The organism is Micromonospora sp. FIMYZ51, from assembly GCF_038246755.1.
Taxonomy (GTDB): domain Bacteria; phylum Actinomycetota; class Actinomycetes; order Mycobacteriales; family Micromonosporaceae; genus Micromonospora.
Genome location: NZ_CP134706.1, coordinates 2,054,724 through 2,067,048, shown reverse-complemented (window position 1 = coordinate 2,067,048; position 12,325 = coordinate 2,054,724). Strand labels below are relative to the sequence as shown.

General features: G+C 67.8%; 11 protein-coding genes. 6 read left to right on the top strand and 5 right to left on the bottom strand.

Annotation, left to right across the window (positions count from 1 at the left end; genetic code table 11):
* Positions 1 to 326: 326 nt before the first annotated feature.
* The gene (locus tag QQG74_RS10130) at positions 327 to 965 is read right to left on the bottom strand and encodes a helix-turn-helix domain-containing protein (protein ID WP_341720032.1); all 639 of its coding nucleotides are present in this window, start codon (positions 963 to 965) and stop codon (positions 327 to 329) included.
* A gap of 34 nt (positions 966 to 999) precedes the next feature.
* Here QQG74_RS10130 and QQG74_RS10125 point away from each other — a divergent pair, with 34 nt between their 5' ends.
* The 3 genes from QQG74_RS10125 to QQG74_RS10115 all read left to right on the top strand — a co-directional run bounded on the left by QQG74_RS10125 (position 1,000) and on the right by QQG74_RS10115 (position 3,799).
* Complete coding sequence (locus QQG74_RS10125) at positions 1,000 to 1,926, top strand: ABC transporter ATP-binding protein (RefSeq protein ID WP_341720031.1); 927 nt, start codon at positions 1,000 to 1,002, stop codon at positions 1,924 to 1,926.
* Positions 1,923 to 3,482, top strand: a complete 1,560-nt coding sequence (locus QQG74_RS10120) for a hypothetical protein (protein WP_341720030.1) — start codon at positions 1,923 to 1,925, stop codon at positions 3,480 to 3,482. Before QQG74_RS10125 ends, QQG74_RS10120 begins: the two co-directional genes overlap by 4 nt.
* 104 nt (positions 3,483 to 3,586) lie before the next feature.
* Positions 3,587 to 3,799, top strand: a complete 213-nt coding sequence (locus QQG74_RS10115; protein ID WP_341721189.1) for a tyrosine-type recombinase/integrase — start codon at positions 3,587 to 3,589, stop codon at positions 3,797 to 3,799.
* A gap of 230 nt (positions 3,800 to 4,029) precedes the next feature.
* On the opposite strand, the gene QQG74_RS10110 is transcribed toward QQG74_RS10115, so the two are convergent.
* Positions 4,030 to 5,232, bottom strand: coding sequence for a helix-turn-helix domain-containing protein (locus QQG74_RS10110; RefSeq protein ID WP_341720029.1), 1,203 nt, complete (start codon positions 5,230 to 5,232; stop codon positions 4,030 to 4,032).
* A 331-nt stretch (positions 5,233 to 5,563) separates the two neighbouring features.
* Between QQG74_RS10110 and QQG74_RS10105 the strand changes: the two genes are divergently transcribed.
* Positions 5,564 to 6,985, top strand: a complete 1,422-nt coding sequence (locus QQG74_RS10105; RefSeq protein ID WP_341720028.1) for a helix-turn-helix domain-containing protein — start codon at positions 5,564 to 5,566, stop codon at positions 6,983 to 6,985.
* A 4-nt stretch (positions 6,986 to 6,989) separates the two neighbouring features.
* Here the strand turns inward: QQG74_RS10105 and QQG74_RS10100 are convergent, their stop codons facing one another.
* The 3 genes from QQG74_RS10100 to QQG74_RS10090 all read right to left on the bottom strand — a co-directional run bounded on the left by QQG74_RS10100 (position 6,990) and on the right by QQG74_RS10090 (position 9,050).
* Complete coding sequence (locus tag QQG74_RS10100; protein ID WP_341720027.1) at positions 6,990 to 7,556, bottom strand: NUDIX hydrolase; 567 nt, start codon at positions 7,554 to 7,556, stop codon at positions 6,990 to 6,992.
* A 130-nt stretch (positions 7,557 to 7,686) separates the two neighbouring features.
* Positions 7,687 to 8,085, bottom strand: a complete 399-nt coding sequence (locus QQG74_RS10095; RefSeq protein WP_341720026.1) for a hypothetical protein — start codon at positions 8,083 to 8,085, stop codon at positions 7,687 to 7,689.
* Between the two features lie 185 nt (positions 8,086 to 8,270).
* A complete protein-coding gene (locus QQG74_RS10090) occupies positions 8,271 to 9,050 on the bottom strand; it encodes a transposase family protein (protein ID WP_341720025.1) in 780 nt (259 codons plus the stop codon).
* 317 nt (positions 9,051 to 9,367) lie between these two features.
* On the opposite strand from QQG74_RS10090, the gene QQG74_RS10085 reads away from it, so the two are divergent.
* Entirely contained in the window at positions 9,368 to 9,940 is a 573-nt protein-coding gene (locus QQG74_RS10085) for an SLATT domain-containing protein (RefSeq protein WP_341720024.1), read from the top strand.
* 640 nt (positions 9,941 to 10,580) lie between these two features.
* Positions 10,581 to 11,528 carry a hypothetical protein gene (locus QQG74_RS10080; RefSeq protein ID WP_341720023.1) on the top strand — a complete coding sequence of 316 codons (948 nt, stop codon included), beginning with the start codon at positions 10,581 to 10,583 and terminating at the stop codon, positions 11,526 to 11,528.
* Positions 11,529 to 12,325 lie beyond the last annotated feature (797 nt).

Genomic DNA, 12,325 nt, shown 5'->3' with positions numbered 1-12,325 from the left:
TGAAGCGGCCACGCGGACAGGTGGCGACCTGGAGACCACGGGCAACACCGCGTACCAGTCGCCGAGCGTTACGCTGGGCGGCGGATCGGTCCGCACCTCACTGCTGGATCGGTTGGCCTGGTAGACCGGCGCGAGATCGGCATCGGCGGAGACGTCTCGACCGGGTGATAACCGGCCGTTCGGTCGGCGGCAGATCCAGACGCCGTGCTGTCAAGGTTTGCCGCAGTCGGGCGACGAAATCCGCCAGCTGTGCGAATCACCCGCGAAAACCGTGCCTGCCACTTGCCGGCCCGAGCGGAACGCCGCGCGGGCGCGCCGGCGTGGCGTCAGTCTGCCGCACCCGGCTGCCGTCCGGCGGCGCCCGCGCGGGTCTCGATCGCGTCCAGAGCCGCGCGGGCGTATTCGCCGATGGGCCGGGTCCGGCCGTCACTGTGCCATTGTTCGAGGGCGCCGAAGTAGACGCCGAACAGGTAGGTGCGGGCCAGCACCCGGGCTTGGATGGCGTCGTGTCCACGGTCGGCGAGAGCCGCGGCGAGGCGGCCGGCCATGGCATCCATGGTGGCGTAGACGGCGGCCCGCACGGTCGGCTCTTCCAGTACGTAGCGCATTCCGCGCCACGGGCCGCCGGGCCCGGCGCTGGCCGCGAGGCGTTCCATCGTGCCGGGTAGGTCGTCGAGGTCGAGGACTTCGCGGAAACCGTCGGCACCGACGGCGGCAAAAGGATCGACCGTGAACAGTCCCTCTTTGGTCACGAAATAGCGGTAGAAGGTGGACGGCGAAACGCCCGCTTCCCGGCAGATGTCCTCGATGGTGACGTTGTGGTAACCCTGGGCGTCGAAAAGGTTCATGGCCGTGTCCTGGACGGCCCGGATTGCGGCCATCCGGTTGCGTTGACGCAGGTTAAGTGGCACGCCCGTCATCCTATCGACCGGCGGGCGGCCGCTATCGGTAGTGGCTGCCAACATGACAGCTACTGTCTTCCTGTGTCAGGATGCCAGGATGGATGCGATCACCGTGCGAGGAGTGCGCAAGGCGTTCGGCCGGACGATGGCGCTCAACGGCCTGGACCTCACGGTCGCCAAGGGCGAGGTGCACGGCTTCCTCGGCCCCAACGGCGCCGGCAAGAGCACCACCATCCGGGCCCTGCTCGGCCAGCTTCGGGTGGACGACGGCGAGGCAAAGGTCTTCGGCCTGGACTGCTGGGCCCAGTCGGTGCAGGCCCACCGGCGCCTGGCGTACGTCCCGGGCGACGTGGCGCTGTGGCCGGGACTGACCGGCGGAGCGTGCATCGACATCCTCGGCCGGCTCCACGGCGGCACCGACCCGCGTCGCCGGCGCGAGTTGATCGACCGGTTCGAACTGGACCCGACGAAACGCACGCGGACCTACTCGAAGGGCAACCGGCAGAAGGTGGCACTGATCGCGGCGCTCGGCACGAACGCCGACCTGTTCCTGCTCGACGAACCGACCTCGGGACTGGACCCGCTGATGGAGGAGGTGTTCCAACAGTGCGTGCGAGAGCTGCGGAACGACGGCCGCACGGTGTTGTTGAGCAGCCACATCCTGTCCGAGGCGGAAGCTCTGTGTGACCGGGTGAGCATCATCAGGCGCGGTACGGTGATCCGGACCGGCACGTTGGCCGACCTGCGTGATCACACCCTCACCCGGGTGGACGCGGTGACAAGGTGTGCGGTGTCCGGACTGGATCGGCTCGACGGCCTCGTCGACCTGTCCGTGGTGACGCGGCCGGACGGCACGCACGTCACCTTCCGGGCCGGCCCGGCAACCCTTGCCGCAGCAGTCGGTTGCGTCCTCACCGCCGGTCCGAGCAGCCTCAACGTCCAGCCACCCAGCCTCGACGAACTGTTCCTCACCAACTACCGCAGTGACGTCCCCTACGCCGTGGCCGAGGGCGCGGCGCGATGACCGGCTACTGGCGCTTTCTGTCGTTGAGCTTGCGTACCGGCCTGCCGCAGGTGATCGGCTGGCCGATCGTGGTCGCCGCGCTGGTGGCCACGAGTGCGGCCACCATCAACGGTACGTACTCCGAGCAGGCCGCCCGCGACCACTACGCCGACGCGTACCAGGTGATGAGTGGCAGTGCGGCGCTCCAGGGCCGCGGGTACGCCCTGGACACCCTCGGCGGCATCCTGGCCAACGAGATGGGCTACCTGACGCTGATCATGATCCCCCTGATCGGGTTGCATCTGGCGATCCGGTTCACCCGCGGCCTCGAAGACACCGGACGCCTGGACATCCTGACCTCCTACCCGGTCCACCGGCTGGCGCCGGCTGCCGCCGGAGCCAGCGCCGCCGCGGCCACGGCGGCGCTGACCGCCGTACTCAACGGGGTCGCACTCACGGCTCTGGGTTACCCCATCGCGGGATCCTGGCGTTACGCCGGTGGTCTGGCGATGCTCATGCTCGCATTCACCGCTCTCGGCGCCTTGATCGCGCAATGCTGCCGGACGGCCCGGACCGCGTACATCCTCGCCACCGGATGCTGGCTCGTCGGCTACCTGGCCCGGGCTGTGGTGGATGCGCGTCAGTGGGATGCCGTCTGGATCAACCCGCAGTCCTGGCTGGCCGAAATCCGGCCGTTCAGCGCGGAACCGCCGTCGTGGCCGTGGGCCGCCTTCGGCGCGCTGGCCGTCGCGTCGCTCGCCACCGCCGCCGCCGTGGCCGCCCGGCGTGACCTGGGGGCAGGCATCATCACCCCCCGACCCGGGCCGGCCGCCGCGCCGACCTGGATACGCTCACCCCTGACCCTCCTCGCCCGGCTCACCGCCGGCGTCGGTGTCGGGTGGATCGCCGCCACGGCACTGTTCGCCTTCGCGTTCGGATACCTGACCCGCCAGATGAACGCCCTCAACGCCGTCGCCCGAGCCGACCACGACGACCCGGTCAACGCCAGCTTGACCATCTTCGTCCAGCTCACCGCGTTGCTCGCCGCAGCAGCGGGGATCCACATCACGCAGTGGCTGGCGACCGAGGAGACCTCCGGCCGGGTGGGATACAGCCTGTCTGCCGCGGTCAGCCGTCCACGCTGGTGGGCATCGGTTGCCCTGCTGGTCACGGCGTGGTCGGTGCTCGTCCTGCTCACGGGTGGCCTCTCCACCGGCCTGGGCCTCGCGGCCGGTTTCGGTGAAGCCCATTACATCGGCCGGGGGATGACCGCCACTGCCGCCTACCTGCCGGCCGTCGTTCTGCTGATCGGGCTCGCCCTGGCCGTCCATTCGCTCAGCCCCCGGTGGGTCTCCATCGTGTGGCTGCCCGTCGGCTGGGCCCTCGTGGTCTGCCTGCGGGCCGACCTCCTGGAACTGCCGTCATGGGCCCGCCAGCTCTCGCCCCTGCACTGGGTCGGGGCCGTTCCCCGGGCTGCGTGGGATCGGCCGGCCGCTCTCACCCTGGCCGTGTTCGCCGTGGTCCTCACCATCGGGTCCACGGTGGTCTACCGTCGGCGAGACCTCGTCGCCGGCTGACGGCTGGGCTCGCGTCTGGCGGCCGTCGCTGGTTCGACGCGGAAGGCGTCCCGTGGAATGCGGAGTTCACCACCGAGCGGGGAGCGGTCGCGCACGTGGCGAAGATGGCTCCGGACGGGCTGCGGTTCCATGACCTGCGGCACTCGTACGCGGCCAAGCTGGTGTCGCGCGGCGTTCCGGTCAACGACGTCCAGGCTGTGATGGGCCACGAGAAGCCGTCGACCACGCTCAACCTCTACACCCACCGGTCGGACGGGCGGGATCGGCGCATCCGCGACGCGTTTGCTGATGATCCGCTGACTTCCAACGGCGACTAGCGATGCAATCAGCAAGAGGCACCCTCGCTTGAGGGTGCCTCTCCTTCGTTGTTTCGATGGTGGGCGATACTGGATCGAACCAGTGACCTCTTCGGTGTGAACTCTCGGCAAGCGGGTCGGATCGGGCTCGACGCGAGGTCAGACGGCCTGCTGAGGCGCTTCTCGGCCAGGTTCGGCTGGCGCGGTTGCTGTACTTCACTGCTGTACTTCTCATCCGCGTGTAGCGCTGCTCAGCCGACCCCGAGCGTGGCAGCGAGCTTGGCGATCGTGGTCGGGGCGCGCGGGTCGCGGGCAACCTCGGCAAGGATGTCCCGGGCGACAGGCCGGTGCGTGGTCTCGGCCGGTGCAATGCGCTCGGTTTCGGTCAGCATGCGAGCCGCGTTGCCCACGTCCCCGGCATGCAGGTGGGCGCGGGCGATGTCGAGCAGGTGCGCGGCGCGGTGTTCAGCGGGTAGCCACAGCCAGCCGGACCGCGCGGTGGCCTTCTCGTGCCAAACGATCGCCTCCTCGGTGTCGCCGACTTCGACGGCTGCGGCGGCGCGGGCCAGGTCCACGGCGGTGGGCCCGAAAGCGGTGCGGTGATGGTCGTACCTGTCGCCGACCCGCTCCGCCATACCGGCGGCCTCAGCGATCAGATCCCCGGCGGCGGACTCGTTCCCGTCCTGCGCCGCCGCCAGGCCGGCCTGGATAAGCAGGGTCCCGCACAGGGACAATTCCGCTGGCAGGCCGTGGTCGATCACCGGCGGGGCTATCCGGTACGCGGCGGCGAGCATCACCGACTTCGCCTCCCGCGCCCGCCCGAGCGCGCGCAACACCTGGCCGAGCTGGACGGCTGCGGCAGCCACCAGCTCCCGATCGCCGGTGGCGGCGAGCATCGCCCGGTCCACGGCCAGCCACGCAAGCTCAGCGTCACCGAGCTTGACCAGCAGAGCGGCGGTGACCCGGTACGCCTCGACCAGCGGCACCCGGCCCGCTACCGGAGCCGCGGCATCGGTGCGCTGGGCATCGGTAAGTAGGTCCGGCACTAAATCGACCATTTGTGGGTAGCGGGCGTGCTGAAACGTCGTCCACGCGTACCCCACATCCCGCAGCATCCGATCCACCGACACCACCGGACGGCGACCCGCCGGCTTGCCCAACGGGATCTCGTAGCGGGACAGCGCCGCCCTGATCCGGTCGACGCCGTCGCCGCGACCCGTTGCTCGGACCGGCGCGGCATCCTGGCCCACAAGAACGGCGGCGTCGATGCGGAGTACGCGGGCAATCTCCTGAAGCGTCGACAGCTTGTCCAGCCGCCGGACTCCACGTTCGACCTTGTCGACCCAGCTCTTCGACTTGCCGAGCCGATCAGCGAACACCTGCTGCGACAACTTCCGCCGACCCCGCCAATACGCCACCCGCCGGCCAACCGGCAACAACTCAACGCTGCCCACGACGCCACCGCCGATCCGGTACGGCTCGGGTCGTCTCCTCTACCGAAATGCGGTCCGCCTCCGCCTGGGCGAGAAGCCGCCGCCTGGCCGCCTCCCGCTCAGCCTCCTGAATCTGCTCACCCCGGCTCACCGCCGGCTCGTCGCCCTTACCCGGCATCTCTTGCCTCCCGCGCCACATCAAGTGACGGAGAAGCTACGAAAGGCTAAGAGACGGGCCCATGACCAGCGGTCATGTCACCGTGACATGAAGCGGCTCGACCGGCGCGAGCGGTCGCCATACGCTCTTGCCTTGAACACCATGAGTAGTCGAAACGCGACGCTAGGAGCCGCCGTGCTGCTCGATCCGCTTCGAATACCAGACGACGCGTGGTCGCACGGCGAGGTGCTCGCCGCCCTGGCCGCCCGCGACATCGCCGGGCTGTTCCGCTGGATCACCAGCCTCACCGGCGCGAGTCAGAGCCGGATCGGGGCCGCCGTCGGGCTGGAGCAGGGCTACGTCAGCCGAATCATGGCCGGACGCAAGGTCACCTCAATCGACGTCCTGGAGCGGATCGCCGACGGATGCCGGATGCCCGACCAGGCGCGAATCGCGATGGGCCTGGCACCCAAGCAGGCCGCGCCGCCGGCCGAACCCGGCCGGCTCACCCCCGGTCGACCCAGCGAGCCGCCAACCACCCGGACCTGGCAAGAGGACGTACGCAGTGCCGCAGAGCTTTGGCGAGGTGACGTGAACCGTCGAGAGGTACTCCGGCAGGTGGCCTTCAGTTCCGCCGGCTACACCCTGCCGGCGTTGCGCTGGTTCACCGCCCCCGATCCAGCCCCGGTGACCCAACCCGGCCGGGACGCCGTCGGTCAACCGCAGATTGACACCATCCGCGCGATGACCGCGACCTATCGCCAGTTAGACAACCAGTACGGCGGCGGGCACGCCCGCGACACCGTCGCCCGCTACCTCCACCAGGAGGTGACCCCGCTGCTCACCGACGGCCGCTACGACCACCCCACCGGCCAACGGCTGCTCAGCGCCGCCGCCGAACTGGCCCAGCTCGCCGGATGGCAGGCGTACGACACCGCCGAGCACGGCATCGCCCAGCGGCACCTCACCCTCGCCCTGGACTTCGCCCACGCCGCCGCAGACGACGGCCTCGGCGCGGAAATCCTCGCCGCCATGAGCCACCAGGCCACCTACCTCGGCCACACCGCCACCGGACTCGACCTCGCCCGCGCCGCCGGCCGGACCGCCCGCCGCGCCGGGGTCCCCGTCCTGTCCGCCGAAGCCCACGTCATGGAAGCCCACGCCCTGGCCAAAGCCCACGACGAACGGGCCTGCGCCGCCGCCCTGCACCAGGCAGAACAAGCCCTCGACCGGGCCGACCGCAGCACCGACCCGCAATGGCTCAGCTACTTCGACGAGGCATACCTGTCCGCCAAGTTCGGCCACTGCTTCCACGCCCTCGGCCGCAACACCCACGCCGAACGCTTCGCCGTCCGATCCCTACACATGGACAACCGCTACGTACGCGGCAGAGCCTTCAACCTCGCACTACTCGCCAGCATCCACGCCCAACAGGGCAACCCCGACCGCGCCTGCACCATCGGCGCAGAAGCCCTCACCCTGACCACCCAACTCCGCTCCGCCAGGGCCGTCCGCTACCTCCGCGACCTGCAAACCCAACTCGCCCCACACCGGCGACTACCCGCCGTCCGGCACTTCACCGGCCGCATCGACGCCAGCCTCGGCCCACGACGCTGACCTTCTACAGCTCTCCCCGGGCCTTACGCGCCACCAACTCCAGCACCGCAATCACCGTGCCGGCACCGACGATCTCACCCCGAGACACCAACCCGTACGCCTCGTCGAGCGGAATCCACGCGACCTGCTCAGCCTCGTTCACGTCCACGGGTGCGCCGATGTGCTCGGCCTGCCGCGCCAGGAACAGCAGATTCTCGGCGTCGGCAGTCCCGACCCACGGCTGGAAGGAGAGCAACGGCTCCACCGCGTGGGGCCGCCAGCCGGTCTCCTCCTCGACCTCCCGCGCCGCGCACTGCGCCGGCTGCTCCTCGTCATCGACGTAGCCGCCAGGCAGTTCCCACACCCACCGGTCGAACACGAACCGGTGCCGCCGCATCAACAGCAGCCGCTCCCGATCATCGAGCACGGCGACCATGGCCGACCGGGGAGCCCGGATCACGTACTGCTCGAAGCGCACCCCGTCCGGCAACTCCACCTCGGCGATGCTGAGCCGCGCTCGCCGGGAGTCATCAACCACCCGCTCGCCGTGGATGGTCCACCGGGTCAACTCCGTCGCCTGCTTCTCCACCACCCCGCCAGTATCCGCGCCGGCCTCACCGCGCGCTGCGGCGCCGATGCGTCCCGGCAGCAAGCTCTACGCCGCTGACCGCACCAGTGTCGGATGGAAGGGCCTCCCCTGCGCCTTCTCCCACGGCAGGTGGTCAGGCTGTGCCAGCAAACTGCCCAGCAACGGTGATCGCCGTCGCCGCAATCGTCGAAAGGAGCCCCGCGATCGCGCCCAGGGTCGTCAGCCCTTCCCGAGGTGACGCCCAAAGCCCACGGTTCATTTGACGCCAAGCATGCGGAACGATGGTCATCCTTAGCTTCTGCCACTTGTGCTGCCGCTTGCTGCACCCGAGCAGGAGGCCAGCTGAGTTGTTCCGGCATAGGGTGCCATCCCGATTGACGGCGCAGCACCACACCGGGGCTTGGAGCAGGAAGAATCCGGTCACCAGTATCGACAGCACGAGCAGCGCCACCGGCCCCACGGAACGAGTCCACCAAGCCGTGACGAGGATGATGAACGCCAGATAGCCCCAGTACCGTTCCAGACCCTTCATGGTGATCGAACGTATCGGAACGCATGCCTAGGGTTACCATCGTCTGTCCGGCACCCGACTCGCACCGCCGCACGTCACTTGGCGTTGAACTGGAACCGGGTGCCAGGCGAACCGGACATAGGTCGCCCATCACTAAGGGACGTCTCGTAACTGGGTGAAGGCGTTGCCCGGCACCGGACCGGTGGTCAGCCGGCGAGGATGATGTTGTGGAGGTTGGCGATGCCAGAAGCGGCATCGGTCAATGTGTGGGCGGCGCGGCGGTAGTCGCGCAGGATCTTGAAGCACTTCATCCTGGCCAGGGCATGTTCGACCCCAGCCCGAACGGTGCGGTGCTCGACGTTCAAGGCCTCCTTCCACTCCGGCAGCAAGCCGCCGTCAGTGGGCTTGCGGTACGGCATGATCACCTCCGGGTTGCCGCGGTAGCCGCCGTCGGCCATCACCGGCCTGCCTGCGAGTTTCTGGTCGATGCCCGAGGTGCGGTAGACGATGGTGTCATTGCGGTTGCCGGGCTGCGGGTCGCCGACGGCGATGACCAGTCGGGTGCTGGCGTCGATGGCGACCTGCAGGTTCGTCGAGTACCGGTAGTTCTTGCTCCGGGCGGCCAGGCGGTGATCGCGGGTGGGGATGAGCGTCCCGTCGACGATCGCGATCTGCTCGACCGGCCGTTTGCGCACCGGCGCCAGGGCCAGCAGCGGCGCGAGGGTGTCGATGACCCGGTGCGCGGCGGAGTGCGACACCCCGAACAGCGGGCCGATCTGCCGCATCGTCAGATTCGTCCGCCAGTACGCCGCGACCAGCAGCACCCGGTCGGCGAGGCCCAGGGCCCACTGCCGGCCCGGCCGGCCGTCGGCGATGCCGTCACCGCCACGCTCGGCGACCAGTCGGACCAGCGTGCGGAACTGGGCGGGCTGCAACCCGGTGAACGGAAAGATCCACTCCGGGCGGGCTGCCGTGATCACCTGCACCTGGGCATCCTGCCCGATCATCCTTAAGGGACAGATGCCAGAGTTACGAGACGTCCCTTAGCCTGGGCTGCACAAACACTCGGCATCGAGTGTCATTTTGGTCACTACTGGTTGACGTTCTACGGCCTGGCGACGGCCTGAAGCCAGGGGCATTTTGGCCCCTCGCTTGGAAAATCTGGGCGCGTCGTCCGGCGGGGTCCGTTCGCGTGGATGACCTCGGGTGACTATCCGCGGCCGACGACTGGCGACTCGCCTCACTGCTGCTGTCGAACTCAGCTGCCCTGTACCAGACTGAGCGCTCGCCATACCATCACCGGATGGCCACAGAGGAGCCGCTCCCCCACAACGAAGCCAAGCGCTCAGGCGGCCAGGCGGCAGTTGCGCAAGAACTGATCCTGCTCCAGAACAACGCCCACTACGGGGCGAGCACCCAGTTCGCCCAGGCTCGTCTATGGCGACTCATAAGCAATTGCCTTGTGGTTCCTGCGGCGGCGCTTGCGGCGCTAGCTGGAGGCATCTCGTTGTCCGATCCCTCGTCAGGGAACTTGGCAGGAGTCTTAGCGCTTGTGGCCTCTGCCCTTGCTGGTGTACAAGCTGCGCTAAACCCAGCACGCAAGGAGCTTACCGCACAGAATTGCGCAAACGCCGCAACCGAGGTACGCAACGACGCTCGACAGCTACTCAGGCTGGACTTGGAAGGCATGTCTCCGCAGGATGCCCGTGACCGCGTGCGCGAGCTAACGATGAGGATTAACGAGATCCATCGAATCGCAGACCCACCATCCGAGATCGCCTTGAGGCTCGGCCATCGCAGAGCCAGGAGGTCACGGGCATTCTTCGTGAAGGACGCGGAGCGAGCGGCCGACACCTCGACAAGCGGAAGGCAGTAGGCCCCGAGACAAAGTCGCCGTGCAGGTCGACTCGTCCGTCGCCCATCAGGTTAGCCGCTATCGAATGGTGGCTGACGTGCAAGTTCCTTGGGTGTTGTAGTCGTCTTTAGTCATCTTTGGCGGCCGGCGACGCCCCAGAGACGACTCAGGCCGATCCCTCGCTTGTAAGTTCTGGGCGCGTCGTCCGGCGGGGTCCATCCACGTCTGCGACCTCGGGCAACCGTCCATGCCCGGCCGCTGCCGGCTGTCCATGTCGCGGCTTGTTGCTGTCACCGTGGCTGTCGACAGCGCCCGTCAGGCTGTGGTCCCACGCTCGGGCCTCGCCACGCTCTGCTGGGCCTCTGTGCCCGCAATGCTGATCTTGCTATGTTCCTGTCCGTGCCCGTCGCTGTCGACGGCCTGGCCCTGCTCCTCGTCGGCTTGCCTCACTGGCGCACGCGATGCAGCATCTCAGTAGCCTCGGCCGCCGCCGGCTAGCTACTATGCCCGACAGCCCTCGTCGCGCACGGCATGGGCTGACAGCCTCGTGCGGCCTCAGGGTGCTCACGCCCCGCCGGACGATGAGCCGGACGTCGGACGAGTCCCGGGTGAGCAGGCTTGCCCGCCCTAGCACCTTCACTTGGCAAGGAAGGTCAAGATTGTGCTGAAAAAGCAGACTGAAGCGCTGAAACTAGCTGAAGATCTTCTTGCGGACATCGAGCTTAGCCGAGTTGACGCTGAAAATTTGCTACTCAAAGCTTCTCGGCTCGCCCGATTGATCGGCGACGAGGATAGCTTGCAATGGTTGCAGCTAGAACTAAATGGCTACACCTTCAACCAATCAACGCGCCCACACTTGAAGCGTTCGGGTCGAATATACAAGAACGAAAAGGGCGAAGAGCGGGCGAAAGTAAGGAGCTTTGGGGCGATTGCTTCGAACATCAAATCCCTAGAGGGAATGCTAAGTACTCTCCACACACCCAGCCTTAGTGGCGAACATTTGAGTCTCGCATTGAATGCCCACTACCGAAACGTGGGCCAGGTTACGAACAGCATTGCCGAACTGTCCGCCATTCGCTCTGCCGTAATCGCAAACCTTTACGAAGTCGCGACCCGCACGTATCATGAACTGCTCTTCAGCGAGTCACAAGGAGAGTTGTTCGAGTCGACTCGGCAGCATGTCGACTCGATGCTCGCCCCGCTAAGCGGGACAGCGCTCACGAAGGTCGAGTCGATCATCGAGCGACTGGATGCTGGCGACCCTGAAGCCATCAGCCAAGCCATGAGCACATGCCGACGCCTCATTGACAGCTTCGCTGATGCTGTATTTCCTCCACAGGAAGAGCCGATTCAGCATGGAGAGCAGAAGGTCGACGTACGCAAGTCAAACGTACTGAATCGGATTGACGCCTTTGTCCGGCAATGCACCAGCAGCAAGAGTCGCCAAGGTCGCCTCCGACAGGCGATGCGAGGAATATATGACCGAGTCTCCACTGGTATTCACAATGACGTGACGCTTTCAGAAGCGAGGTTTTTATTCCTCGAAACATATGTTCTGCTTGGAGAGATTCTGTCTCTCAAAACACCATCACCTACACAGATCTCGTAGGCAAGCCACGTTGTGGCTACCATCCCGTCTGCCATCGACCCGTCCTCCTGGAGAGCGGGCCGCCGCCCGGCCCGCCACGTCAAGCGGACCTTGACGCACGGTCGGGCGCTGGCGGGTCGGGCGGTGGTCTGCTCGGCTCGCCCGGGTCGACGGTGGGCGGGATGGCTTCCACCGCCACCACCCACGAACCGCGACCCGCCGACGGAGCCCCGGCCATCCTGGAGCCGGAGCGCCCCCGCCGGAGGCGCAGTAGCCGCAACCCCGCGACCGCCGCCAGCTCGCCGACGCAGCCGGCGTCCCCTGCCCTACGCCGCGTGGGCTCGTGGCCGCGCGGCCCGGCCGGCTGCCGGCCTACCCACTCGGTCAACGCGGCTGTCGTGCTGCGGCGGCCCACCGGGCTACCCGCCCTCCGCGCCAGCCGCCGGGCGTGTTGCGTGGCCGGAGTCGGAGCGCCAGCGGAGCGACGGACGCGCGCCCAGGCGGCGGCGCGTGCGGCCCGTTCAGGGCCGCCTTGATAGACGTACAGAAAGTCCTCCCACACCGGCCGGCAGCCGGTCGCCCCGCCTCGGGCCAGCGGGGTCACGGCGGGTTGACGTGTCGGTACCCGGTGCTACTCTGGCCCTCGTTGAGCACGCCAGCGCGGCCTTCCCGCCGCAACGCTGGACTCGACCACTGAGACCCCGAGCGGCCTTCCTGCCGCTGATGCGGGCCACGTCCCGCCGCCTCTCCACCACCCCGGCCACAACGCCGGCTCTCTGAATCCGCCGAGCGGCCCAGCACGGTCTTCCGCCGTCCAC